Here is a 24,339-nt window from a genome sequence, read left to right on the forward strand (position 1 = left end):
CGGTGGACCGTGCCGCTGGGCCGCCGTCCGAAGGCGCGAGTGTCGCCGCAGAGTCCAGTGCGGTCGATGCGCAGCGGCCTGCCCGGTTGGTGGTGGTGTGGTGTCCGGATTGGCCGGTGACCGCCGCGTGCGTGGCTGCGGGCGTTCCGTTGCACCATCCGGCGGCGGTGTTCTCGGCCAACCGGGTCGTGGCCTGCTCGGCAGTGGCGCGGAGCAACGGCGTTCGCCGGGGGATGCGTCGGCGGGAAGCGCAGGCTTCCTGCCCGGATCTGGCGGTATTGGCGGTCGACCCGGCGCGGGACGCGCGACTGTTCGAGCCGGTGGCCGCGGCGGTGGAAGAGCTGGTGGTCGGGGTGGACGTGGTGCGTCCCGGAGTGGTGGCCGCCCCGGCGGACGGTGCGCTGGCCTACTTCGGCGATGAGTATCGGCTGATGGAGACCCTGATCGACCACGTGTCGGCGAAGGCAGGCGTGGAAGTGCAGATCGGGATCGCCGACGGGCTGTTCGCCGCGTTGCTGGCTGCTCGTCGGTCGTGCGTGGTGGAGCCAGGTGCCAGTCGCCGGTTCCTCGCCCCGCTCCCGGTGACCGAGCTGGACCAGCCGGGCAGTGTCCTTGCCGAGTACGACGGCAGCGAAGAACTGGTCGACCTGTTGCGCAGGCTCGGGCTGCGAACCTTGGGCCAGTTCGCCGAGCTGCCGGAACGCACCGTGAGCTCGCGGTTCGGCAGGCTCGGCATGTTGGCGCATCGGCTGGCCAACGGGCTGTCCGAGCGTCCGCTGGACCGGAGGAGGCCGCCTGCCGATCTGGCGGTGGACGAGACGTTCGACATTCCGATCAGCAGGGTGGAGGAGGCCGCCTACATCGCGGAGCGGCTGGCCGACGAGCTGCACGCGAAGCTGGCAGGCCGCAACCTGGCCTGCACCCGGCTGGGCATCTACGCGCGGACCGAAAGCGGCGAGGAGTTGTCCCGGGTGTGGCGCTGCAGCGGCGGGGAGAGTGGCACCAACGGCGTCCCGGTCGCCGCGCGCGGTATCGCCGACCGGGTGCGTTGGCAGTTCGACAGCTGGTTGCAGGGTGAGCAGCGGCCCCGGAGTGGCGTCGTCACGCTGCGCCTGGAGCCGGAGGAAGTGGTCGAGGCCGGCCTGCTGCAGCTGCATCTGTGGCGTGGTGGGCTCGGCGACAATCCGGCGGACGACCAGGCCGATGAGCGGGCAGGCAGGGCATTGGTGCAGGTGCAGCGGCTGCTCGGGCCGGAAGCAGTGGCCACCGCGGTGCTGGACGGTGGGCGCGGCCCGGCCGAGCGAGTGCGGCTGGTGCCCTGGGGCGACGTGCGAGGCGACGAAGCCAAGGGCGCTGGTGCGCGAAGCGGGTCCGGGCAAGCGGAGGTCGCGCCGTGGCCAGGGCGGTTGCCTGCGCCTTCACCGGCGACGGTGCATCCGGAACCGGTGCGGGCGGCGGTGGTCGATCACCGGGGCCGTCCGGTACGGATGACCGCTCGCGGTGCGCTGAGCGCGCCACCTGCTCGGGTGGCGGTCGACGGTGGGCCGTTGTGGGAGGTCGCGGCCTGGGCGGGGCCGTGGCCGCTGGACGAACGCTGGTGGGATCCGGGCGCCGACGGTCCGGCGGCGCGGGTCCAGGTGGTGCTGGCCGAGGGGGGCGCCCCGGCGGGCAAGGCGCTGCTGCTGCGCTGCCGTGACGAGCGGAGCCCTCGGTGGCAAGTGGAAGGGGAGTACACGTAATGGGCTGGTTCAACTCGCCGCTGCCCTGGTCGGAAATGGAGCGCACCCTCTCCGGCAGGCCTACGCAGCAGCACGGCGACGGCGGGGACAGCCCGGCGTGGACCAGGCGCCGTGAGGGCTACTTCCGGCCGGACGACTTGGCGGAGCTGCAGTTCGACGACGATGCCGGGGCGCGGACCCGGGTGCCGTACGCCGAGCTGCACTGCCACTCCAACTTCAGCTTCCTGGACGGCGCCAGTCATCCGGAGGAGCTGGTCGAAGAGGCCTCCCGGCTCGGGTTGGACGCCATCGCGTTGACCGACCACGACGGCATGTACGGGGTGGTTCGCTTCGCCCAGGCGGCCAAGGAACTGGGGGTGCGGACGGTGTACGGGGCCGAGCTCAGCCTGGGCAGGCGCGATGAACCGAGGGGACCGACGGCGAGCGGGGCGAAAGCGAACCGGGCAAGGGCGAACGCGCCGGCGGTGAACGGGTCGGCGGCGAGCGGGCCGGCGGTGAACGGGCCGACGTCGAACGGGCGGCGCGCGAGCACGACCGAGCAGGATCTGCCGCCGCAGCCGGAGGCCCGCACGGGTTCCGCCGACCCGGGGAGCGAGCATCTGGTGCTGCTCGCCAGGGACGCGGAGGGCTATTCCGCGCTCTGTGCGGCGATCACCGACGGGCAGCTGGCCGGCCACGAAGACCCGGTGAACCGGCTGTCCGAGAAGGGACGGCCGCGGTACCGGCTGCCCGAGGTCGCCGAGCGGGTAGCCGGGCGGGTGGCGGTGCTGACCGGCTGTCGCAAAGGTCCGCTGCGTTCGGTGTTGCCCGCACCGGACGCCCCGCAGGAGGAGCGGGTCGGTGGGTACCGGCGGGCCGCGGAGCGGTTGAAGGAGCTGACCGTCCTGTTCGGCAAGGACAACGTCTATGTGGAGCTGTTCGACCACGGATTGCCGGTCGACACCGCGCACAACGACACCATGGCGGCGTTGGCGGCGGAGTTCGGTCTGCCCACGGTGGCCACGACCGGCGCGCATTACGCGGCGCCACCCCGCGGCAGGCTGGCGGCGACGGTGGCGGCGATCCGGGCCCGGCGCAGCCTCGACGAGCTGGACGGCTGGTTGCCGCCGTCCGCGAGTGCGCACTTGCGGTCCGGTGCGGAGATGCAGGCGCGGTTCGCGCGCTATCCGGGTGCCGTCCAGCGTGCCGCTTTGCTGGGGGTGGAGTGCGCGTTCGACCTCGAGCTGCTCGCCCCCGATCTCCCGCCGTTCGACGTGCCGCCCGGCCACAACGAGGTGAGCTGGTTGATCCAGCTGACCTACGAGGGCGCCGTGCAGCGCTACGGCACTCGCTACCAGAACCCGGAGGCCTACGCACAGATCGAGCACGAGCTCAAGGTGATCACCGAGCTGAACTTCCCCGGCTACTTCCTGATCGTGGCCGACATCGTGCGGTTCTGCCGGGAGAACAACATCCTCTGCCAGGGCCGTGGCTCGGCGGCCAACTCGGCGGTGTGCTACGCGCTGGGCATCACCAATGTCGACCCGGTCGAACACAAGCTGCTGTTCGAGCGGTTCCTGGCGCCGGAGCGGGACGGACCACCGGACATCGACGTGGACATCGAGTCGGACCGCCGGGAGGAGGTGATCCAGTACGTCTACCGCAAGTACGGCAGGTTGAAAGCCGCTCAGGTGGCCAATGTCATCACCTACCGGGCACGTTCGGCGGTGCGGGACGTGGCCAAAGCGCTGGGCTACGCGCCGGGGCAGCAGGACGCGTGGAGCAAGCAGATCGACCGGTGGACCACACAAGCGGCCAATGTGGACAACGACGTGCCGGACGAGGTCATCGCGCTGGCCAACCAGCTCGGTGACTTCCCGCGTCACCTCGGTATTCACTCCGGCGGGATGGTGCTGGCGGACCGGCCGGTGAGCGAGATCTGCCCGGTGGAGTGGGCACGCATGGCCGAGCGCAGCGTGCTGCAGTGGGACAAGGACGACTGTGCCGCGGTCGGTCTGGTGAAGTTCGACCTGCTCGGGTTGGGCATGCTCTCGGCGATCAAGTACGCGGTGGAAATGGTGCGCGACTACCAGGGCATCACCATCGACCTGGCCAAGCTTCCGCTGGAGGATCAGAACGTCTACGACATGCTGTGCCGGGGTGACGCCGTCGGTGTCTTCCAGGTGGAAAGCCGGGCGCAGCTGGCGACCCTGCCGAGGCTGAAACCGCGCAGCATCAAGGAACTGGCGATCGAGGTCGCGCTGATTCGGCCCGGCCCGATCCAGGGCGGATCAGTCCACCCCTACATCCGTCGCCACGCGGGCGTCGACGAAGTCACCTACGACCATCCGCTGGCCAAGAACGCCTTGGAGAAGACGCTCGGGGTGCCACTGTTCCAGGAACAGTTGATGCAACTGGCCATCGACGTCGCCGGGTTCAGTGCCGCGGAAGCCGACGAGCTGCGGCGCGCGATCGGGGCGAAGAGGTCGGTGCGCAAGATGGAGGCGCTCCGCCAGCGTTTCTACGACGGAGCGAAAGCCAACGGGGTGGATCAACCGACCGCCGAGCGGATCTTCGCGAAGCTGGTGGCCTTCGCCAACTTCGGTTTCCCGGAAAGCCACGCGCTGAGCTTCGCCTACCTGGTATTCACCAGCGCCTATTTGAAGCGCTACTTCCCTGCGGCGTTCTGCGCTGGGTTGCTCCGCGCACAGCCCATGGGGTTCTACTCGCCGCAGACGCTGGTGGCCGATGCTCGCAGGCATGGCGTGACCGTGCTGGGCGTGGACATCAATGCCAGCCTGGCGCACACCACGCTCAAGCCGGATCCCGACGGCGGCGAACCCGCGGTGCTGATCGGGCTGGGGTCGGTGCGCACGATCGGCACGGAGCTGGCCGGGCGCATCGTCGAGGAACGGCAAGCGCACGGGCCGTACCGCAGCATGACCGACCTGGCGCGCCGGGTGCGGCTGACCACCCCTCAGGTCGAGGCGTTGGCCACCGCGGGTGCGTTCCGCGAGCTGGAGCCCGATCGGCGCAAAGCGTTGTGGGCCGCGGGAGCGGTCGTCCACGAGCGGCCGGAGAAGCTGCCGGGGAGTGGGGTCGGCGTGCAGGCGCCGATGCTGCCGGGGATGGATGACGTGGAAGTGGCGATGGCCGATGTGTGGGCGACCGGGCTGTCGCCGGACAGCTTCCCGATCCAGTTCCACCGGGAACGGCTCGACCGGCTGGGCGCGATTCCCGCGGCGAAGCTGGCTTCGATCCCGCACGGCACCAGAGTGCTGATCGGTGGGGCGGTGACCCATCGGCAGCGGCCGGCAACGGCCAACGGCATCACGTTCCTCAACCTCGAAGACGAAACCGGGATGGTCAACGTGGTGTGTACCAAGGGGTTGTGGGCGCGCTACGCCACGATCGCGCGTTCCAGCCCGGCGTTGCTGGTTCGCGGCGTCGTGGAGCACGCCTCCCACGGCGACGGAGTCGTCAGCGTCCTCGCCGACCGCCTGCAGCACTTCGACGTGCGAATCCGCACCAAATCGCGCGACTTCCACTGAGCAGGCCCGGCGCAACCGGCCGGCAGACGCGCAGATCCCGGCCCGAGCACGCGGCGCGCTCCGGCCTCGCGGCGGAGTTCCACGGCGCGAGCACCGCCGATATCGGTGCCGATTCGACGCAGCCCCTCGAGCGACGAACCTACGCATCGGCCGGAGCAGGGAGCAGCTTCGCCCCGAGCTGGGCGCCCGCGTTCAGGTGCGGGGGTGGGCCGACTTGGTGGGCTGAGTTCAGGTGCGCGGGGGCGGGCCGACTTCGTGGGCCGAGTTCAGGCGCCGGGGGCGGCTGATTTGGTGGCCCGAGTTCAGGTGCTGGGCGGCTGAGTTGGTGGCCAGAGTTCAGGTGCGCGGCCGGGCCGACCTCGTGGGCCGAGTTCAGGTGCCCGGGGCGGGCCGACCTGGTGGCTCGAGTTCGGGTGCGTGGCGGGCCAGCTGGTGGGCTGGGTTCGAGAGTGTCGACGGGGTCAGCCGGCGGACCGAGTTCGAGCGCGCGGTTGGGCCGAGCCGGTGGGCTGAGTTCGCATACGACGGATCCCTGTGTGACCCAGAACATAGTTTCGGACCTACCACGGGCCTGGCGTCGCGGTCGAGTGGGACGAGTTCGACTTCTCCCGGCAGCCGTTGGATTTCCGGATGTACGACGGCACGCTCGCGCCGGGCTTGATCGGCAAGGAGTACGTGTCCCGGGTGCAGACGATCGCCCCGGACGGCAGGCGATGGACCGGAGCGGGGCACACCGAGCTGTTCCTCGACGGACCGTTCCGGCCGTACGGATTCGAGTGAGGTGAGCGATGATCGTCGAGCTCAGGCCCGCGGCGGAACGGAGTTGGCAGTTGCTGACCGACCGGCTCCACGCGGAGCAGGACCCGCGCAAGCGCGCGAACCTGGAGGTGGTGGCGCGGCACGTGCGGGAGGAGGTCCGCGGCGACGTTCCCGCGCTGATGAAGACCCTGGTCCCGGAACCGGTCTACGAGATCTGGGGTGCGTCGGACTCGGTCGGCCCCCAGGGATACGACGAGGTCAAGGCGTTCTACGAGGCGTCGATCGCGATCGGCAAGAACCGGCTGGAGTTCGAGATCACCGCCGTGCTGGTGGAGCACGACCTGGTGGCCACCGAAGGGATCTTCCGGCACGCCTACGACGGGGAGCTGCTGATCCGCCGCGGCTTCGCGCGAGCCGACGAGGTCGAGCGCCACGGTTGGTATCTCGTCGAGTATCAGGCGCTGATCCTGTGGCCGATCGACGCCGACGGGTTGATCGAAGGCGAGCGCATGTACGTGGGGGAGAAGCCGCGCGTGCTGCGTCGGCTCGAACCCGGCGAGTGCGATCACCTCGGTCCGGTCGACCGCGGCTAGCTCTACGACAGAAAGGACGTAGTAATCCATGGCACTGGATCCGGGCGCGGTCGGCGCCGAGTCGGGCCCGCGGCGCGCCACCTGGGAGAGCAAGGACTGCATCTTGTACGCGCTCGGCGTGGGCGCGGGCGTCGACGAGCTCGCCTACACCACGGAGAACACCAAGGGTGTCCAGCAGCAGGTGCTGCCGACGTATCCGGTGGTGCTGAGCATCGACCCGGGCATCTTCAAGCGATTCGGCCCGTTCGACTGGGCCAAGCTCGTGCACGCCGAGCAGGGCGTCGAGCTGCTGCGTCCGCTGCCGCCCCAGGGGGCCGTGCTCACCACCACGCGTATCGCGGACATGTTCGACAAGGGCAAGGCCGCCGTGGTCGTCACCGAGTCGGAGTCGGTCGACGAGGAGACCGGTGAGCCGATGTTCCGCGCTCGCTCGGCGTTCTTCATCGGCGGGGCAGGCGGCTGGGGCGGCGACCGCGGGCCGAGCGCGACCTGGCAGGCGCCCGATCGCGCGCCCGACCACACCGTCACGTATGCGACGCGACCCGACCAGGCGCTGCTCTACCGGTTGAGCGGGGACCGCAACCCGCTGCATTCCGATCCGGCTTTCGCGCGTCGCGCGGGCTTCGATCGGCCGATTCTGCACGGTCTGTGCACCTACGGCTTCACTGGCCGCGCCCTCCTGCACACGGTGGCAGGCGGCGAAGCTCACCGCTTGCGCAGCATGGATGCGCGGTTCGCCGCCCCGGTCCTGCCCGGCGACACCCTGCACGTCGACATCTGGACCGACGGAGAAGGCGAGGCGCTGTTCCAGACCCGCAAGGACGACGGCACCATCGTGCTGACCAACGGCCGGTGCCGGTTCACCGCGGATGCGACCCGGTGACGATCGTCGTCGTCGGTGCGGGGCTCGCCGGCCTCCGGGTCGCCGAGGAGCTGCGGAAAGCCGGGTTCGACGGCGAACTGACCCTCGTCGGAGCGGAATCCACCCCGCCGTACGACCGGCCGCCGTTGTCGAAGGAAGTTCTGCGAGGTACGCGCTCACCTGCGGACATCCGGCTCCGGGAGGACGCGTTCTTCGCCGACCACGACATCACCTTGCGGCTCGGCTCGGCGGTGACCGCGGTGCAGCCGCGGCACAAGCGCCTCACGTTGGCCGACGGCGACGTCCTCGACTACGAGCGCCTGGTCATCGCGACCGGATTGCGTCCTCGCGGTCTTCCCGGGACCGGGGCGATGCCTGGAGTGCACACGTTGCGTTCGGTGAACGACTGTCTTGCGCTGCGGCAGCGGCTGGATGGTGCGCGCGAGGTGCTCGTCGTGGGAGCGGGCTTCGTCGGGTGTGAGGTGGCCGCGAGCCTGCGGGATCTGGGGCTCGGCGTCCACCTTGTCGAGCCCCAGTCGACCCCGTTGCCGCTGCGCTGGGGGAAACGCTCGGCGAGCTGGTGGCTCGCTGGCATCGGAAAGCCGGGGTGGACCTGCGGTGCGGGGCCGGGGTGGCACGGTTGGAGCCCTCCGGGCGACGGCTGCGCGCCACACTGACGGACGGCGCCGAGATCGAGACCGATGTCGTGGTCGTCGGTATCGGCGCGGTGCCCGAAGTGGGCTGGCTGACCGGCAGCGGGATCGAGGTCGGCGACGGTGTGCTGTGCGACGAGCGCGGACGTACCAGCGTCGCGGACGTGTGGGCGGTGGGCGACGTGGCTGCGTGGCTCGGCTCGGATGGCCGCCGTCGCGTCGAACACTGGACGAATGCGGGCGAGCAGGCGCGGGTGGTGGCCAGGGACATGCTCGGGCTGCCGTGCCAGGAAACGGTCGTGCCGTACTTCTGGAGTGATCAATACGACCTGAAACTCCAGGTCTTCGGTGACGTGACCCCCTCCGCCGAGGTCCGGTTGGAAGAAGACGACGGCAGGCGCTTTCTCGCGACGTGTGTGACCGATGGGCGGCTGATGGCGGTCGTCGCGGCCGGGATGGCGGGCAAGGCGGCACGGTTGCGGCGCCGGATCGGCGAGCCGGTGGGAGTTGCGCGATGAACAGCGAGGTCGTGCGCATCGGCATCGTGGGGTTGAGTGCGTCCGGTGGTTGGGCCGCCGGGGTTCATGTGCCAGCTCTGTCCACTGTGGACGGATGTGAGCTGACCGCGCTTGCGGCGAGCTCGGCGGAGTCGGCGAAAGCCGCGGGCGCCCGTCACGGCGTGCCCGCGACATTCGGGTCGGCAGCGGAGCTGGCCGCATCCCCCGATGTCGACCTTGTGGTCGTGGCCGTGCAGGCGGCCAAGCACTACGAAGCCGTGCTTGCGGCCGTGGATGCGGGAAAGCACGTCTACTGCGAGTGGCCGCTGGCCACCTCGACTGCTGAGGCGGAAGCGCTGGCCACAGCGGCGCGCCGGCAGGGTGTCCGCGGGTTCGTCGGTCTGCAGGCACGATCGGCGCCGGTGATCCGGTACGTCAGGGACCTCGTCGCGTCGGGCTGGGTGGGCGAGGTGCTGTCGACCACCGTGGTGGCATCCGGGATGGCGTGGGGCGCGGAGGCCGATGCGCGCGCGAGCTACGTACTCGACCGGGATGGCGGCTCGACCATGCTGGCGATCCCCTTCGGGCACGTCACTGACGCGGTGAGCTTCTGTCTCGGCGAATTCACCGAGGTCAGCGCGCTGATGGCGAATCGGCGCCCGCGCGTGCGCGTGCGAGACTCCGGCGAGGTCGTCACCAAGACGGCGGACGACCAGATCGCCGTGCACGGGACGCTCGAGGGCGGCGCGGTGGCGTCGGTGCACGTCCGAGGCGGCCGATCGCGCGGCACCAACTTCCTGTGGGAGATCAACGGCGCCGACGGGGACCTCGTCGTCACCGGAAACCACGGCCACCTGCAACTGGCTCAGGTGACGCTGCACGGCGCCCGGGGCAAGGACCACGAACTGGCCGAGCTTGTCGTGCCCGACGAGTACCACCTGGTGCCGGGCTGCCGGGAACACCCGTGGAGCAACCTCGCCAACGCGTATGCGGTTCTGCTCGAAGATCTTCGTAAGGGCAGCACGGTGTTGCCCGATTTCGACCACGGGGTTCGCAGGCACAGGTTCATCGATGCCGTTCGCGCGGCGGCGGTCGACGGTCAGCGGCGGCCACTGTGATTCGGCTGGAGAACGAGGGCGACGTCGCCGTTTGGTTTCGCCACCGGCTGCCGGGCGTCGACGACGTGACGGTCGAACGGGTGGGCCGAGTGTCCCGCGGCGTGTCGCGGGAGACCTGGGTCGTCGACGTGCGGGTGATTCGCGCCGGCGTCGCCGCCGAGGAATCCTACGTCGTCCGGCGGGACCTGCCGGACGGCACCGTGATCCCGATGCCGTTACGCGAGGAGTACGAGGTCTACCGGCGGCTCGCGGACAGCCCTGTGCCGGTCAGCCGAGCGCTGTGGATCGAGGACGATCCTCGCTGGCAGCCCGACGGGCGTCCGGCCTACGTTCGCACCAAGGTCGACGGGCACTGGCACCTGCCGTTCCTGACCAGCGACGATCCGGCCGACGACGAACGCAAGATCGCCGCGTCCAAAGAGCACTTGGACAAGCTCGCGCTGGTGCACACCACCGACTGGCGTGCGCTTGGTTTCGACCGGATCGGGACCGTCCCGGCGTCGGAAAAGCACTGTGCCACGACGGTGCTCGACGACATCGAGGCCTGGCTGGCCACGTTCCAGTTCGAGCCGTGCCCGGCGGTGACCGAGGCGCTGTCCCAGCTGCGTGATCGCGCGCCGACGGACGCCCCGTGTATCGCGCTGTGCAAGGGTACGAACGGCCACGGCGAGGAGGTCTGGTCGGGCGGACAGATCGTGGCGCTGAGCGACTGGGAGCTGTGGCGGCTCGGTGATCCGGCGTACGACTTCGCGCAGCTGCAGGACATGGTGCCGGACATCGTCCGGGACGGGCGCAGGTTGTGGGGCTGGCCGGAAGCGCTGGAGTACTACCGCGAGCGGTCGGGCATCGAGATCTCGCCGGAGCGTCTCAGCTACTACCGAGCCTGCTACGGGCTGATTCAGTTCTGCTACGCCCACCACAGCGCCTACCGGGTCCGGGTGGGCGCGAGCAGCGTCCGGCTGGTGTGGAACGCGACCGAGGTGCAATACCGCAGCCAGCTCAAGCTGTGGGCCGCCTGCGGATTCGCGCCGGAGACGGGGAGCGCATGATCGAGCCGACCGTGCCTGATGTGCTGGCCGCCGTCGCCGCCACCATCGAGCGGGACATCGCGCCGAATGTCGTGGCCGACGACGACGGGTACACGGCGAGCCTGTGCCGGACCGTGGTGCAAATGCTGCGCATGGCGCGGAGCCGGATCGAGCACGAGGAAAGCGCTCTGGCTGAGGACAACGCCGAGCTCCGCGAGCTGCTCGCCACGTGGGCGTCCGCCCTGCCTGCCGAGCCGCGTCGCACGGTGGAGGCTGCCCTCCGGGAGAAGTTTGCAGCGCCGACGACCGTGGGCCGGCTCCAGGACGAAGCCAAGAGCCTCCGAAGCGCCTTGGACACGATGCTCGCGGCGCTGCCGGATGCGGATCACCCTGCGCGCGTGGCCGCGCGTGAGTATTTGCGCCGGCAGCTGGAGCGCCAGCGGCCGTGGCTGGTCGACGCGTTCACCGGCCCGCGTCGCTGAGCGATATCCGCTTCGAATTCGCTGTACCGGACGGCCCCAGGTGTCAGAGCCGGAACGCGGTTCGGGCCGCGCGCAGCAGGAACCGTGGCGTCATGAGCAGCCCGGCCATCGCGTCGGAGATCTTGCGCGGATCGGTGAGGAACTTGGTGCGCATCCGGTACGCCGAGATCCCACGCCACACGTCGTGCCACACGGTGTAGAACGTGAGCCGGTCAGCGTCCGGTGTCGGACCACCCGCGTCCTGATACGCCGCGAGAAACAGCTCCCAGTCGAGCACCGGCTCGATGCTGGGCCGCAGGTACGTCAAGTCTTCGGCGGGATGCCCCAGGTGCGAGCGTTCCCAGTCCAGCACCGCGGTGAGCGTCGTGCCGTCCAGCAGGAGGTTGTGCAGGCCGAAGTCACCATGGACCAGCACGGGGTCGCGCACGTCGTCCGGCGCGTGGGCGCGAAGCCAGCCGAGGACGAGGGCGAACAGCGCGGCGAACGGCGTCGACGGCGTCGAGACGGCATCCAGCACACCTCGGCGTTCCTCGATCGCGGAGATGATCTCGCGCTGGGTGACCATCGGCGGCAACGGCGCGTCCGTCAAACCGGCGGTGTCGAGCGAGTGCAGCCGGGCCAGGGCGGCGGCGATGGCTGAGGCGGCTTCCCGCTCGACCGGTGCGGCCGGACCCCAGACATCGCCGAGGCATTCACCGGCGACCCGGCGAGTGGCGAATGCGGGCATGCCCAGGGCGTGCTCGTCCAACCACAACGGCTCGGCCACCGGCACGCCGCCTTGCCACGCGAACGACAGTGCGGCGAACTCGCCACCCAACGTGGTGGCCGTCCTCCCTGCGGCGACCTTGCGGATCACGATGTCGTCGGTGCCCGCGGAGTGCTCCACCGTCGCGGCCAGCATCTCCTTGGAAAAGCCGCCCGACAGCATGCGGAGGTCGGTGATGCGGTGGATCGTGACACCCGGCTTGCTGTGCGCTCGAAGGCAGGCCAGCAGCTGCTCCTCGCTCACGGTTGGCCGCGCCGTGGTCTGGTACGCGGTCGATGCGTCCCGGCTCGGGGTATTCGACCGATGCGGGGTGACCTCCGGCAAGTCGGTCTCGACCAGCAGGGAGGCGATGTCGCGCAGGGCTTCGGCAACGTCCGGGTCGGACAATGCTCGTGCGGCCAGCTCGTCGGCATTCTCGCTGAGCGCCTCGAGGAGCGTTTCGGCTGCGCCGGCCGTCCCGGGCAGGACGGCGTCAACTCCGGACTGCAAGTCGGCGATGCGGTCGGCCCGGCGCTGCTCTGCCTGGTTGTCCAGCGACGCACGACGAAGGAGCGCCGCGCCGAGTTCCTTGGCGGCCTTCGCCTGCTCACTTCCGGGTGGCACGGCCGCCAGCTCGGTCGCCAGTGCCTGCTCGACGGGGGCTACAGCATCCTCTCCGACCGAAAGCCGTGCATCCACAGCTGCGCTCCCTTCACGGCAATTACTCTAGTGCAAGAGTAATTGTCGCTAGAGTAATGCGCCAGGGTGCCTGGGTCGGCGAGTCGGCCTGGCTTGCGGGCTCGCGATCGGTGTTCGGGGTTGACGCGCGCCGACGAGCCGGGCTTGTGATCGGTGTCAGGGTCGCCCGACGCTGGTGGGTCGGCTCGCGTTCGGGGTTGGGGGTTGACGCGCGCCGACGAGTCAGCTCGTCTTGGTTTCCGGCGTCGCTGGCGTCGCGCTGGCCGGGTCCGTAGTCCGGTCCGGCGTCGCCTGTCGCCGGCTGGCCGAGCGCGTCGTCGGCGTCCGGGGTTGACCCGTGCCGGTGGGTCGGCTTGCGCTCAGTGTCCGGGGCTGCTCGGCGCAGGCGGACCGGGCTCGGGCTCAGCGCCCCGTGTCGCCCGCCGCGGTCCGCAGGTCGGCCAGCAGGTTGACCAGGTTCTCCACGTCCTTCGGCTTCGCCTCGCCCATGCCGAAGCCCATCTCGCTGAGCGTCATGGTCGCCTTGGCCACCAGCTTGCGGCCAGTGGCGGTGATCGTGATGCACGTGGCCCGCCGGTCGGTGGGGTGTGGCGTGCGGCTGATCAGTCGCCGCTTCTGCAGCCGGTCGGTGGCCAGCGTGGCGGTCGTGGCGTGCACCATCAGGCTGCGCGCCAGGTTGCTGATCAGCCGGGTCCCGTTCTCCGAGAGCTGCAGGGTCATCAGCACCAGATAGTCGGTGAGGTTCAGCCGGTGGGCGCGCAGCGCCTCCTCGACCGCGTCCACGACCAGTCGCTGGTACCGCAGCAGGGACGACATCGCCAGAAAGCGCTGCTCGTCGCCCTGCAGTCCCTGCTCCTGCCAGTAGTGGTGCGCCCAGTCCACGGGGTCGGTCATGGTGTCCGGCGTCGCGGTACCGGCTTTGCGTGCGGCCATGGGCGTCGATTCCCCCAGTCGGGTCTCTCGGGGCGGTGCTCTGTTACTCGACAGTTTACTCCGCGGTGTTTTCTCCACAGTAGCGCCACGCGGGCGGTCCGGTGTGACGGTCGTGTGAACAAAAAGATCCAGTGGATAATAGTTCATTCTTAGACTATTCTGCTCGGTAGCCGTTCCGATCGACGAGGAGTTGGGGATGACCTTCGCCGCGGTGTTCGCCCGGCAGCGACCCACGCAGATCGCGCTTCGTTCGGCAGGCCGGGAGCTGACCTGGGAGCAGGTCGATCAGCTGCTCAAGCGAATGGTCAACGGGCTGCTGGCGGTGTCCTTCCGCCCGGATCGGCGGGTGGCCGTCTTCGCGGAGAACTCCGCGGAAACCTTGCTGTGCTACGTCGCCGCGACCCTCGCCGGCTGCTCGGCCGTACCGGTGAACTTCCACCTCACCGCCGACGAGGCCGCCTACATCTTCGGCGACGCGGGGGTGGACATCGTGTTGGCGGATGCGTCGACCGCAGAGCGTGCGGTGGAGGCAGCCCGACTTGCTGGATCGTCCCTGGTCATCGTCCGCGGTGCATCACTCGACGGTGCTCGGACCTGGGACGACTGGCTGGCCGAGGCGTCCGACGCCGAGCCGCCGGTCGATCGGGAGCCGTTGCCTGCGCTGGTCTACACGTCGGGCACGACGGGGCGCCCCAAAGGCACGCCGCTGCCGCCGACCTCGTTCGTGGGCGGAGCCGACATCGCTGATCATGTCGCGCGCCTGCAACAGAACCGCTGGGCCGAATTCGGTCCGCATCTGGTCGTGGGGCCGATGTATCACAGCGGGCCGCTGGTGAGCACGCGCCTGCTGGTGGCCGGTGTGCCGGTGACCGTGCTCGGCAAGTTCGACGCCGAGACCGTCCTGCGATCGATCCACGAGCATCGGATCGGCAGCACGGTCATGGTGCCGACGCACTTCATCCGGCTTCTGGCGCTACCGCGTCAAGTGCGCGAGCGCTACGACGTCTCGTCTCTGCGCTACGTCCTGCAGGTCGGCTCCAAGTGTCCGGTCGACGTGAAGCGAGCGATGATCGAGTGGTGGGGCGAGGTCGTCTGGGAGAGCTACGGCGCGAGTGAGGTGGGCACCACCTGCCTGATCAGTGCCACCGAGTGGCTGGAGCATGTCGGGTCGGTGGGCAGGCCGATACCGCCGTTCGAGGCGATGGTCGTCGACGAGAACGGCGCCGAGCTGCCGCCCGGTCGTGAGGGTCGCTTGTACTTCCGGGACACCACCGGCCGCGGCATCGTCTACCACCAGGCGCCGGACAAGGAGCGCAGCGTTCACCTCGCGCCGGGCGTGTTCACCTTGGGCGAGGTGGGCTACATCGACCAGGACGGCTACGTCTACATCACCGACCGGTTCTCGGACATGATCGTCTCGGGTGGGGTCAACATCTACCCGGCCGAATCGGAGCTCGTGCTCGCCGGCCATCCCCAGGTCGAGGAGGTGGCGTGCATCGGCGTTCCGCATCCCGAGATGGGTGAGGAGCTCAAGGCGGTCGTGGTGCCGCGCGAGAAGCAGTCGCCGCCGGACCCGGCCGAGCTGCTGGCCTTCTGCCGGGACCGTCTGGCGCACTACAAGTGCCCACGGTCCGTCGTCTTCGTCGGCTCCTTGCCGCGATCGGCGATGGGCAAGCTGGACAAACGCCGGCTCAAGGCGCAGTTCGTGCCGTCTGGTGTTTCCGGCTGACAACCCGTAGCATCAATAGTTGTGAATTAGACCAATTGCCACGGTGAGGAGCGGGTACGCAATGACGCGCACGTCCATCCCCCGAGACGCCGGACAGCTTGAGCTGTCGCTGCTGCAGCTGCTGCGGCTCAAGGGCAGGGTCAAGCCCGACGACCTGCCGGCGTCGCTGCGGCAGCCGGAGGAGGTGTGCACCGAGCTGCTGGCCTCGGCCGTGGCCGACGGGTTCGGTGTGCAGAAGGGCTCGAGCGCACGGCTCACCCCGGAGGGACGGCAACGCCTGACCGCGCTGCTGGATGCCGAGCGGGCGCGGGTCGACCAGCAGCGGCTGGCAGGGCTTTACGACGAGTTCGACCGGCGCAACACCGACTTCAAAGCGATCATCACCGCCTGGCAGATGCGGGACGGCCACCCCAACGACCATGCCGACGCCGACTACGACGCCGATGTGCTGGCCAAGTTGGACACACTGCACGCCGAGTTCACGCCGCTGCTCGAGCGGATCGTCACCGAAGCACCACGGCTGGCGCACTATCCCCCGCGGTTCGAGGCCGCGATGGACCGCATCCACGCGGGCGAGCACCACTACGTCGCGCGCCCGATCATCGACAGCTACCACACCGTGTGGTTCGAACTGCACGAAGAACTCATCGGCCTGTGCGGTCGCACGCGGGAGGAAGAAGCGGCGGCAGGGCGGGCCGTCTGAGGTGTCGCTGGGAGTTCGGGCGGCGGGCAGAGCCATGACGCACCCCGGAGTTCACGTAGCGGGCAGAGCCATGACGCACCCCGGAGTTCGCGCGGCGAGCGGAGCCATCTGACGATGTATCCCGGAGTTCACGCCGTCACCAAGCCGGCGCAGCCTGCGTTCGTCATGGCCGAGTCCGGCAGAAGCATCACCTACGCCGAGCTGAACCGGCGCTCCATCCGGCTGGCGCGGGTGTTCGACTCCGTCGGGCTGTCGTCGGCCGCGATCGTCGCGGTGGCCTGCGAGAACCGGCTCGAATGGGCGGAGATGATCTGGGCAGCGGCCCGGTCCGGGCGGTGCCTGGCGCCGGTCAACTGGCACCTCGGCGCACGAGAGCTGTCCGACGTGCTGCGGGCGTCCGGAGCCGAGCTGCTGCTGGCCGGCCCGGCGAGCCACGCGGCGCTGCGCGAGGTGACCGATCGGCCGCGCACGATCGCCATCGACGGCGACGGCACGTTCGCCGACTACGAGTCCGCACTCGCGGCCATGTCGGACGATCCCTTGCCGGTCGAGCGGCTGGGCGGCCGCATGATGTTCAGTTCCGGCACCACCGGCACGCCGAAGGGCATCCTGCATCCCGGCAGCGACATCCATCCGGCGGACGCGCCGCCGCACCTCGGGCGCTACACCGAACTGTTCGAGTTCGACCGCGACATGGTCTACCTGTCGCCAGCGCCCACGTATCACACCGCGCCGTTCCGGTTCGTCGTCGCGGTCACGCAGCTCGGCGGCACGGTCGTCTGCCTGGAGAAGTTCGACGCGCAGGCGGTGCTGGAGGCGATCGAGCGCTACCGCGTCACCCACGCCCAGTTCGTCCCCACCATGCTGCTGCGGCTGCTCCGGCTGCCCGACGAGGTCAAACGCCGGTACGACCTGAGCAGCCTGCGGGTGGCGATCACCGGCGGCGCGCCGTGTCCGCACGAGGTGAAGATGCGGCTGATGGACTGGTGGGGGCCGGTCGTGCACGAGCTGTACGGCGCCTCGGAAAGCTACGGCAACTGCCATATCGGGCCCGACGAAGTCGCGTCGCATCCCGGTTCGGTGGGGCGCGCGCTGACCGGCACGATCCACATCACCGACCCCGACGGAGCCGAGCTGCCGCCCGGCGAGATCGGGACGGTGTGGTTCGAGGGCGCCGGCACCTTCCACTACCAGGGAGACGAGCGCAAGACGCGAGAGTCGATGGACCCGCGCGGCTGGCGGACCGTCGGCGACCTGGGCTATCTCGACGATGACGGCTACCTGTACCTGACCGGCAGGCGCGACCAGCTGATCATCTTCGGCGGGGTCAACATCCACCCGCAGGAGGCCGAGGACGTGCTGCTGGTGCACCCGGCCGTCGACGACGTGGCGGTGATCGGTGTGCCCGACGAGGAGTACGGGCAGGTCGTCCACGCGCTGGTGGTACCGGCGGAAACGGCCGCGGGCCCGGACCTTGCCGCAGAGTTGGTCGAGTACTGCCGGTCCCGCCTTGCCCACTACAAATGCCCGCGCTCGGTGGAGTTCGTGGCGCAGCTGCCGCGCGGGGAGAACGGCAAGCTGTACAAACGCAAGCTCGCCGTGGAGGGCTCAACCGGCCGAGAGCGCCAGCAACTTCCGGCGTAACTGCACGCCGTCGGAGTCGTCCGGATTCGCGCGTAGCCAGTCCTCCAGCGGATCGATCAGCGAGGCGACGAGACCGGTGTAGTGCGCATGCCACTTGTTCCAGCCCGCGAAGTCCACGGCGTCCACCTCCGGGAGGTCGATCTGCCCGAAGTGGGCTCGGCGCCGCTCGTCTGCGCCCACCCAGGTACGCAGCTCGACCAGTACATCGCGCAACGCGGTTGTCTGCGTCCGGACGTGCAGCCCGGCGTTGTCCCAGTCGACCTGGGCAAGCACGGCCCGGACCTCGGCCAGCCGCGCGCGGGCGTACTCGGAAGCCAGTTCCGGCTCGATGACGTCGCGCAGAACCCGGCGCACTTGCTTGATCAGCTCGGAGGGAGTCGGACGCATGACGCCTTCTCAGGAGTTGTCGGACACGGTCGTGGCGAGCAAGCGGGTCAATCCGGTGGCGGGCGCCGCGGGGCGATCGGACTCGCCGGTGGCGAAGACGCGGACGGCCTGCAGCGCGATCACGGCGAGCCGGAACATCGCGAGGACCTGCCAGAACAGCAGAGCGTCCCGGTCGACGTGGACGCCGGTGAGCTCGGTGTACCGACGCAGAAACGCCTCCTGGTCCCAGCCGGGCAGGAAGTGTTCGCGGTGGTACAACGGCGCGCAGTACCAGCCGAGGTCGTCCAGCGGATCGCCGAGATGCGCCAGCTCCCAGTCCAACAGGACCGGCGCGGGGCCGGACTCGACGAGCACATTCGCGGGCCGGAAGTCGCCGTGCACCAGCACTTCCCTGGCCGGGGCTGGCGGGACGTGATCGCGCAACCACCGCAACGTCCACCGCAACGTCGGCTGCGGTTCCCACTCCGACTCGGCCAGCGAACGTTCCCAGCGATCGAGCTCGGCGGTGGCCGGATCGGGCTGCGGAGAAGGCAGAACAGTGCGCAACCCGGCGGCGTCCACGTCGAGTGTGTGCACCGCGGCGAGCAGGTCGCACAAGCTTTGCGCCAGTTCGGTCTGCTGCCCGGGCGTCAGGCCAAGCGGGTTCTTCTCCGGGCGTAGGACCGCGCGGTGCGCCCGGCCGGGGTGCCGGTCCACGATCATGCTGGGACGGAGCAGCTCGTCACCGCGGTCGTCCAGCCAGTGGGCGACCGGTGCCGGTACCGGGGTCGGCTCAAGCGCCTTGAGCAGGGCGAATTCGGTCGCCCGGCCGGTGTCGACCACCGAGCTCGGCGGGTCTCTGCGCAGCAGCAGGCGCCGATGCACGGCGGTGCCGTCCTCGACCCAATGGGCGTCGAACGGCCAGTTCTCCCGCGACGACCCGGTGCCGGATCGACGCAACCCGGTGACGGTCAGGCCGGCGTCACCGGTGCGCTCGGCGAGAAACGCGCGCAGCCGCTGTTGGACGACCTCGACCGACTCCGCCCCGTCGTTGCTCATCGGTCCGCCCGCGGTCGCGGTGGGATGGCGTCCGGGTACTTCGGATACCCGGGCAGCACCATGTACTCCATCACGCCGTAGCCCGTCTTGCCGTTGTGTCGCACCTCGATCAAGTGGTCGCTCGACGCCTTGGCGTAGCGGTAGAACTGCGAGTCGTCGGTGAGGTCCCAGACCTCGTGTTCCAGACTGTTCTCGCCCTTCCAGTGCCCCTGGAACCAGCCGTTCCAGCCTTCGTAGCCGCCGCCGCGCAGGCAGGCCCGGCCGGGCAACGCGCGGACCTCGAAGTCGAGCTTGTGGCCGTCGGCGAGCGTGACCACGATCGTGCCGCCGGACAGCGTCGCCGCCGGTGCGCCTGCGACCCAGGTCAGGTCGTGGTCCACCCCGACGATGGCCTCGTCGGGGAACGGGTCGTCCGCCTCCCGGCCGAGCGGGTGGGAGATGCCCGCCGACAGATGCACCGGCCGTCCCGGTTCGGCCTCGTACAGGTAGAAGTGCAGCCCGAAGTCCGGCAGCTGGATCGGGCAGAAGATGAGCATCCGCCATTCCGGGCGCTGGCCAGGGGGCGCGCCCTGCGTTCGCGGCAGCGGACGGGTGCCCCACGAGTGGTCGCGTTCGCCCCACCACTGCTCCGCCCGCACCTGCCGCTCGCCGTCCGGGGTGGTCAGCGTGCCCTCGGCGCGCCCGACCTGGACGTAGCGGATCGCGTCGTAGGTGGCGCGATTGCGGCTGATCTGGAAGTGCCTGCCCTCCAAGACCGGCTCCATCGTGCCGATCCAGTGCAGGTCGAACGTGATACCGGACGGGTTGTCGTCGAGCACCAGGTGCAGGTCCTCGAACGGGCGAACGATGTCGATGGTCAACGGGCCGACCTGCATCACGTCGCTGCGCGCGCTGAGTTCGCGGGCCAACCGCAGATTGCGCTGCTTCCCGCCCTCGGCGACCACGACGAACGCTTCCTGCACGTCCTGGTTCGGGTACTGCCCGATGCCGCAGGTCAGCACCGTGTCCTGGTTCTCGACGTCCTGGATGCTGATCCAGTACCGCTCGCGCCAGCTCGGGTCGCTGGAGCCGACCATCGAGTGCGGCAACGCGACCTGGTGATGGAAGTACTCGTCCGGAGGCGTCAGTCGCACGGAGTTCCGTCCTTCGTCAGTTCTGCTCGCAGGGCCTTCTTGTCGACTTTCTCCCCGGCCAGCGTCGGCAGCGGGTCGCCGCCGATGCGCCACCTGGTCGGCACCTCGAAGTGGGCGAGCCGTTCGCGGAGAAACGTGCGCAGTTCGTCCTCGGTGGGGACGCGGCCCGCTCGGTGGGTGACCGCGGCGGCGAGTTCCTCGCCCAGGTCTTCGTGCGGAAGACCGAACACGGCGGCCTCGACGATGTCCGGGTGGGTCAGCAGCGCCTGCTCGACGTGCGCGCACGCGATGTTCTCGCCGCCGCGGATCACGATGTCCTTGGCGCGACCTTCCAGGAACAAGTAGCCGTCGTCGTTGAGTCGTCCGAGATCGCCGGTGCGCAGCCAGCCGTCGCTGTCCACGGTGCCGTCCTGGCCGCCGAGGTAGCCGAGCATGACCGTGGGGGAGCGCAACATGATCTCGCCGCAACCGGTCTCGTCCGGGGCGTCGATGCGCAGCTCGGCCACCGGGTAAGGACGCCCGACGGTGCCCGGGAAACGTTCCAGATCGCGGTTGCCCGCCACGGTGACGAACCCGCCGGACTCGGTCATGCCCCACGTGTTGGCCAGCCCGCGCTGACGCAGTTGCGGCAGTTTGGTGCGCATCCGTTCCAGCAGCGCAGGCGAGACCTGCGCGCCGCCGAGCGGGAAGGATCGCAGGCTGGACAGGTCGCGCCGAGCGAAATCGGGATGGGCCAGCACCCGGGCGGCCATCGTCGGCACACCACCCCAGCGGTGCACCTTCTCCCGCTCGATGAGCTCGAGCACCTCGCCCGCGTCGAACCGTCCTGCCGTCATGACCAGCCGGCCACCCAGGATGAGCTGGGTGATCAGATTCGAGACGCCGCCGACGTGGAAGAACGGCGTGCAGGCCAGCATCACTTGCTGCGGCGCGTCCGTGGTCATCGTCTGCGGCAGCATCCGAGAGCGGCTGAGCAAGTTGTGCTGGTTGGCGACGACGGACCGGTGGGCGAGCACGACCGCTTTCGGCGGGCCGGACGACCCGGAGGTGAACAGCACCAGGCCGGGGGAGAGCTCGTCGTCCGGTTCCGTGACGTCGACCGGCGTGCCCGCGCCCGTGAAGTGGCGCCGAAGATCGGCGATCGGCCGCCACGGAGCCGTCACCCCGCGCGGCGCGTCCCGGTCGCTGAGAACCAGCGAAGGCTCGGTCAGCGCGACGGCGTGCTCGATTTCGCGGTCGCTCCACCAGCGGTTGCCGAGCACCGGGACGGCGCCTGCCCACCAGATCGCCCAGAGGGCCAGCACGAACTCGGGGCTGTTGTAGGCGAGCACGAGGACCTTGTCGCCCTTGTTCGCGGCCAGGGCACCGGCGGCTCGCGGCATGGCGCTCAAGAACGTTGCGAAGTCGATGCGCCGCTCGCCCTGGACGAGGAACGTGCGGTCGCCCCACCGATCGGTGCCGACGAGCATCTCGGTGATGCACCGCGGCCGCGGCTCGTACAGCAGGCAGGGGCCGTCGGGGTCCCGCACGACGTCGGTGCCCCACAGCGACGCCAACGACGACTCCACGGTGGTCATGCCCCGGTCCACCTGCCCTCTCGCTTCTCCTTGAACGCGGTGACGGCTTCCACCACATCGGCGGTGCGCGCGCTGATGGCCTCCAGGTAGAAGCCGACGTCGAAGACGTCGTCGATGCGCGCGTGCAAGTGTTTGTTCAGCGCCCGCTTGGTCAGCTGCACCGCCACCGGAGGCAACGCCGCCACTCGGTCGGCCAGCGCGAAGGCCCGCTCGCGGACCTGCTCGGCGCTGTCCTCGAGCTCGGTGACGATGCCGAGTTCGCACGCTTCCTTCCCGGTGATCGGATCTCCCCAGAGCAGCTGCCGCTTGGCGCGGACGAACGGCAGGTTGGCCGGCCAGACGACGCACCCGCCGTCCCCGGCGACCAGACCCATGTGCACGTGCGGGTCGCTCAGCCGGGCGGTGGGCGTGGCCACGATGGCGTCGGCGGTCAGCAACAGGCTCGACCCGATGCCGAAGACGTCGCCGTGCAGCGCGACGACGATCGGCTTGGGGAAGTCGGCGAACGCGCGGAACAGCTCGCGTCCCTCGTCGACCTGGCGCATCAGCACCTGGTGGTCGGCGTTTGCGGCGAGCATGGCCGCGAAGTCCCCGCCCGCCGAGAAGTGTTTGCCCGTCGAGGAGAACACCACGGCCAGCACCGCGGCGTCGTCTTTCAGTGCGCGCAACGCCGCGGTCAGCTCGGTGATCAGCGTGGTGTCGAACCTGTTCGTCAGTTCGGGCCGGGACAGGCGCAGTTCGGCCACCCGGTCCCTGGTGGTCAGCGTCAGTGCTGAGTATTCGGTCATCTCCGCCTTCCGACCAGCGGGGCAAGTACTCTAAACGTAGACCATTTACCACGCGATGGACAAGCTGTGCGCCGAGCTTTAGTCTAATCTCAGATAGTCGTCTACTAGACCAATTTGCGGTCCGGCGGTCAGGCCGGAGGCGGAGGGACGTTGATGATTCTGCTTGAGGCGGGTCGTCCGCTCGGTGGCGATCGCGAAGTGCTCGGCGGCAAAGCGTTCAGTATCGGCAAGATGCTCTCGCTCGGTCTCCCGGTGCCGCCCGCGTTCGTCCTGCCGACCGCGGTCTGTGCCGAGTATTACGCCGCCGACCGGAGGCTGCCCGGGCACGTGGTCGGCGATCTGCGCGAGGGCATCGCCGCCCTCGAGCGGGCGGTGTGCCGACGGTTCGGTGATCCGGCGGCGCCGCTGTTGGTCTCGGTGCGCTCCGGCGCCGCGCGCAGCATGCCCGGCATGATGGACACGATCCTCAACCTGGGGATCAACGCCGAGATCGCGGTCGCGTTGTCTCGGCAGTCCGGCGACGACTCGTTCGGTACCGATACCCGGCGCCGCTTCATCGAGCAGTTCACCCACGTCGTGGGCAAGCCGCCGAGTGAGAACCCGTGGGAGCAGCTCGAGCAGGCGGTGGCCGCCGTGTTCGACTCGTGGAGTTCCCCGCGTGCGACCGCGTACCGCAAGCACCACGGCCTGCCCGACGACGCCGGCACGGCCGTGACCGTCCAGGCGATGGTGTTCGGCAATCTCGGCGACGAGTCCGGGACCGGCGTGTTGTTCAGCCGGAACCCGGTGACCGGCGCCGCGGAACCGTACGGCGAGTGGCTGCCCGGCGGCCAGGGCGAGGACGTCGTCTCCGGGCGGTGTGACCCGCTGGGACTGCCCGCCCTGGCTGCTTCGCTGCCCAAGGTGCACGACGAGCTGCTTTCGGCGGCGCGCGTGCTGGAAGCGGTGTTCTGCGACGTGCAGGACATCGAGTTCACCGTCGAGTGCGGCAAGTTGTGGCTGCTGCAAGCGCGGTCCGCCAAGCGGTCGGCGGCCGCGGCATTGCGGCACGCCGTCGCCATGCGGCGCGAGGGGTTGATCGACGTCGCCGAGGCGCTGCGGCGGGTGTCGGCGGAGCAGCTGAGTTCGCTGCTGCAGCCGCATCTGGATCCCGAGGCGCGGGCGAAGGCCACCGTTCTTGCCACGGGAGAGGTCGCTTGCCCCGGTGTCGCGACGGGCGTCGTCGTCACCGATGCGGACGAGGCGGAGGACCAGGCGGCCGAAGGCAAGGACGTGATTCTCGCGCGGCCGACCACCAGTCCGGACGATGTGCACGGGATGCTCGCCGCGCGGGCGATCATCACCGAGGTCGGCGGCGCGACCTCGCACGCCGCGGTGGTCAGCCGCGAGCTGGGACGGCCGTGCGTCGTCGGGTGCGGCGAAGGCGTGTTGACCCCGCTGGCCGGACGGACCGTCACGGTGGACAGCGGGGCGGGCGAGGTGCTCGACGGTGACGTTCCCTTGAGTGGTGCCGGGTCGGGTGATCCGGTCATCACGGAGTTCTGTTCGTGGGTGTCCGAGCACGCCGACGGGGCTGCCGCTCATCTGGTGTCCGCGCTGCACGAGGCAGGTCAGGCGGTGTGACGATGCTGGTCACACAAATAGGCGCCTTGTAAATTATCTAGTCCTAGACTAATCTCGACAGTGGTGCGGCCGCGGAGTT

At 69.6% G+C, this 24,339-nt stretch carries 21 protein-coding genes; 14 read left to right on the top strand and 7 right to left on the bottom strand.

Annotated elements, in window-relative coordinates:
• The first annotated feature begins 86 nt into the window (after positions 1 to 86).
• The 10 genes from YWM_RS0119950 (at position 87) to YWM_RS0119990 (ending at position 11,261) form a co-directional block, all read left to right on the top strand.
• Positions 87 to 1,739 (top strand): DNA polymerase Y family protein, encoded by a 1,653-nt coding sequence (locus YWM_RS0119950; protein ID WP_028852169.1) that lies wholly within the window; start codon positions 87 to 89, stop codon positions 1,737 to 1,739.
• Positions 1,739 to 5,269 carry an error-prone DNA polymerase gene (locus YWM_RS0119955; RefSeq protein ID WP_028852170.1) on the top strand — a complete coding sequence of 1,177 codons (3,531 nt, stop codon included), beginning with the start codon at positions 1,739 to 1,741 and terminating at the stop codon, positions 5,267 to 5,269. Before YWM_RS0119950 ends, YWM_RS0119955 begins: the two co-directional genes overlap by 1 nt.
• Before the next feature lie 630 nt (positions 5,270 to 5,899).
• Positions 5,900 to 6,049, top strand: a complete 150-nt coding sequence (locus YWM_RS25925; protein WP_211232525.1) for a hypothetical protein — start codon at positions 5,900 to 5,902, stop codon at positions 6,047 to 6,049.
• Between the two features lie 8 nt (positions 6,050 to 6,057).
• Entirely contained in the window at positions 6,058 to 6,621 is a 564-nt protein-coding gene (locus tag YWM_RS0119965) for a nuclear transport factor 2 family protein (protein WP_028852171.1), read from the top strand.
• A 28-nt stretch (positions 6,622 to 6,649) separates the two neighbouring features.
• Complete coding sequence (locus tag YWM_RS0119970) at positions 6,650 to 7,504, top strand: MaoC family dehydratase (RefSeq protein ID WP_028852172.1); 855 nt, start codon at positions 6,650 to 6,652, stop codon at positions 7,502 to 7,504.
• Positions 7,501 to 8,160 (top strand): NAD(P)/FAD-dependent oxidoreductase, encoded by a 660-nt coding sequence (locus tag YWM_RS24730; RefSeq protein ID WP_281168836.1) that lies wholly within the window; start codon positions 7,501 to 7,503, stop codon positions 8,158 to 8,160. The genes YWM_RS0119970 and YWM_RS24730 overlap by 4 nt, the downstream gene beginning before the upstream one ends.
• Positions 8,091 to 8,654 (top strand): FAD-dependent oxidoreductase, encoded by a 564-nt coding sequence (locus YWM_RS27100; protein WP_281168837.1) that lies wholly within the window; start codon positions 8,091 to 8,093, stop codon positions 8,652 to 8,654. Before YWM_RS24730 ends, YWM_RS27100 begins: the two co-directional genes overlap by 70 nt.
• Positions 8,651 to 9,751: a Gfo/Idh/MocA family protein gene (locus YWM_RS0119980; RefSeq protein WP_028852173.1), complete on the top strand. Its 1,101-nt coding sequence runs from the start codon at positions 8,651 to 8,653 to the stop codon at positions 9,749 to 9,751. Before YWM_RS27100 ends, YWM_RS0119980 begins: the two co-directional genes overlap by 4 nt.
• On the top strand, positions 9,748 to 10,800 hold the full coding sequence (locus tag YWM_RS0119985) for a phosphotransferase family protein (protein WP_211232526.1): 1,053 nt from the start codon (positions 9,748 to 9,750) through the stop codon (positions 10,798 to 10,800). Before YWM_RS0119980 ends, YWM_RS0119985 begins: the two co-directional genes overlap by 4 nt.
• Positions 10,797 to 11,261: a hypothetical protein gene (locus YWM_RS0119990; RefSeq protein ID WP_028852175.1), complete on the top strand. Its 465-nt coding sequence runs from the start codon at positions 10,797 to 10,799 to the stop codon at positions 11,259 to 11,261. Before YWM_RS0119985 ends, YWM_RS0119990 begins: the two co-directional genes overlap by 4 nt.
• Positions 11,262 to 11,304: 43 nt before the next feature.
• Here the strand turns inward: YWM_RS0119990 and YWM_RS24735 are convergent, their stop codons facing one another.
• A complete protein-coding gene (locus YWM_RS24735) occupies positions 11,305 to 12,705 on the bottom strand; it encodes a phosphotransferase family protein (protein ID WP_052345184.1) in 1,401 nt (466 codons plus the stop codon).
• 402 nt (positions 12,706 to 13,107) lie between these two features.
• On the bottom strand, positions 13,108 to 13,638 hold the full coding sequence (locus tag YWM_RS0120000) for a MarR family winged helix-turn-helix transcriptional regulator (RefSeq protein WP_028852176.1): 531 nt from the start codon (positions 13,636 to 13,638) through the stop codon (positions 13,108 to 13,110).
• A 196-nt stretch (positions 13,639 to 13,834) separates the two neighbouring features.
• Between YWM_RS0120000 and YWM_RS0120005 the strand changes: the two genes are divergently transcribed.
• From YWM_RS0120005 to YWM_RS0120015, 3 genes are all read left to right on the top strand, one after another.
• Entirely contained in the window at positions 13,835 to 15,367 is a 1,533-nt protein-coding gene (locus tag YWM_RS0120005) for an AMP-binding protein (protein ID WP_052345186.1), read from the top strand.
• 61 nt (positions 15,368 to 15,428) lie between these two features.
• Complete coding sequence (locus YWM_RS0120010; protein ID WP_052345189.1) at positions 15,429 to 16,070, top strand: hypothetical protein; 642 nt, start codon at positions 15,429 to 15,431, stop codon at positions 16,068 to 16,070.
• Between the two features lie 114 nt (positions 16,071 to 16,184).
• A complete protein-coding gene (locus YWM_RS0120015; protein ID WP_028852179.1) occupies positions 16,185 to 17,714 on the top strand; it encodes an AMP-binding protein in 1,530 nt (509 codons plus the stop codon).
• Here the strand turns inward: YWM_RS0120015 and YWM_RS25430 are convergent.
• Genes YWM_RS25430 through YWM_RS0120040 form a run of 5 tightly spaced genes read right to left on the bottom strand, consistent with a single transcriptional unit; the run spans position 17,679 to position 22,637 of the window.
• Entirely contained in the window at positions 17,679 to 18,101 is a 423-nt protein-coding gene (locus YWM_RS25430) for a hypothetical protein (RefSeq protein WP_052345192.1), read from the bottom strand. The genes YWM_RS0120015 and YWM_RS25430 overlap by 36 nt on opposite strands.
• Before the next feature lie 9 nt (positions 18,102 to 18,110).
• On the bottom strand, positions 18,111 to 19,139 hold the full coding sequence (locus tag YWM_RS0120025; protein ID WP_028852180.1) for a phosphotransferase family protein: 1,029 nt from the start codon (positions 19,137 to 19,139) through the stop codon (positions 18,111 to 18,113).
• Positions 19,136 to 20,272 carry an Rv3169 family protein gene (locus YWM_RS0120030; RefSeq protein WP_028852181.1) on the bottom strand — a complete coding sequence of 379 codons (1,137 nt, stop codon included), beginning with the start codon at positions 20,270 to 20,272 and terminating at the stop codon, positions 19,136 to 19,138. Before YWM_RS0120030 ends, YWM_RS0120025 begins: the two co-directional genes overlap by 4 nt.
• On the bottom strand, positions 20,263 to 21,849 hold the full coding sequence (locus YWM_RS0120035) for a class I adenylate-forming enzyme family protein (protein ID WP_043662041.1): 1,587 nt from the start codon (positions 21,847 to 21,849) through the stop codon (positions 20,263 to 20,265). The genes YWM_RS0120030 and YWM_RS0120035 overlap by 10 nt, the downstream gene beginning before the upstream one ends.
• Positions 21,846 to 22,637 carry an enoyl-CoA hydratase/isomerase family protein gene (locus YWM_RS0120040; protein WP_028852183.1) on the bottom strand — a complete coding sequence of 264 codons (792 nt, stop codon included), beginning with the start codon at positions 22,635 to 22,637 and terminating at the stop codon, positions 21,846 to 21,848. The genes YWM_RS0120035 and YWM_RS0120040 overlap by 4 nt, the downstream gene beginning before the upstream one ends.
• A 153-nt stretch (positions 22,638 to 22,790) precedes the next feature.
• On the opposite strand from YWM_RS0120040, the gene YWM_RS24745 reads away from it, so the two are divergent.
• The gene (locus YWM_RS24745) at positions 22,791 to 24,260 is read left to right on the top strand and encodes a pyruvate, phosphate dikinase (RefSeq protein WP_043661604.1); all 1,470 of its coding nucleotides are present in this window, start codon (positions 22,791 to 22,793) and stop codon (positions 24,258 to 24,260) included.
• The last annotated feature ends 79 nt before the right edge of the window (positions 24,261 to 24,339 follow it).

Origin of the sequence: Thermocrispum municipale DSM 44069, assembly GCF_000427825.1 — a bacterium.
GTDB lineage: Bacteria > Actinomycetota > Actinomycetes > Mycobacteriales > Pseudonocardiaceae > Thermocrispum > Thermocrispum municipale.

Excerpts from the sequence above, each read along its gene's own strand:
- YWM_RS0119955 (WP_028852170.1), top strand. The coding sequence starts at position 1,739 with ATGGGCTGGTTCAACTCGCCGCTGCCCTGGTCGGAAATGGAGCGCACC.
- YWM_RS25925 (WP_211232525.1), top strand. The coding sequence starts at position 5,900 with ATGTACGACGGCACGCTCGCGCCGGGCTTGATCGGCAAGGAGTACGTG.
- YWM_RS0119965 (WP_028852171.1), top strand. The coding sequence starts at position 6,058 with ATGATCGTCGAGCTCAGGCCCGCGGCGGAACGGAGTTGGCAGTTGCTG.
- YWM_RS0119970 (WP_028852172.1), top strand. The coding sequence starts at position 6,650 with ATGGCACTGGATCCGGGCGCGGTCGGCGCCGAGTCGGGCCCGCGGCGC.
- YWM_RS0119980 (WP_028852173.1), top strand. The coding sequence starts at position 8,651 with ATGAACAGCGAGGTCGTGCGCATCGGCATCGTGGGGTTGAGTGCGTCC.
- YWM_RS0119990 (WP_028852175.1), top strand. The coding sequence starts at position 10,797 with ATGATCGAGCCGACCGTGCCTGATGTGCTGGCCGCCGTCGCCGCCACC.
- YWM_RS0120000 (WP_028852176.1), bottom strand. The coding sequence starts at position 13,638 with ATGGCCGCACGCAAAGCCGGTACCGCGACGCCGGACACCATGACCGAC.
- YWM_RS0120005 (WP_052345186.1), top strand. The coding sequence starts at position 13,835 with ATGACCTTCGCCGCGGTGTTCGCCCGGCAGCGACCCACGCAGATCGCG.
- YWM_RS0120010 (WP_052345189.1), top strand. The coding sequence starts at position 15,429 with ATGACGCGCACGTCCATCCCCCGAGACGCCGGACAGCTTGAGCTGTCG.
- YWM_RS0120015 (WP_028852179.1), top strand. The coding sequence starts at position 16,185 with ATGTATCCCGGAGTTCACGCCGTCACCAAGCCGGCGCAGCCTGCGTTC.
- YWM_RS25430 (WP_052345192.1), bottom strand. The coding sequence starts at position 18,101 with ATGCGTCCGACTCCCTCCGAGCTGATCAAGCAAGTGCGCCGGGTTCTG.
- YWM_RS0120025 (WP_028852180.1), bottom strand. The coding sequence starts at position 19,139 with ATGAGCAACGACGGGGCGGAGTCGGTCGAGGTCGTCCAACAGCGGCTG.
- YWM_RS0120035 (WP_043662041.1), bottom strand. The coding sequence starts at position 21,849 with ATGACCACCGTGGAGTCGTCGTTGGCGTCGCTGTGGGGCACCGACGTC.
- YWM_RS0120040 (WP_028852183.1), bottom strand. The coding sequence starts at position 22,637 with ATGACCGAATACTCAGCACTGACGCTGACCACCAGGGACCGGGTGGCC.
- YWM_RS24745 (WP_043661604.1), top strand. The coding sequence starts at position 22,791 with ATGATTCTGCTTGAGGCGGGTCGTCCGCTCGGTGGCGATCGCGAAGTG.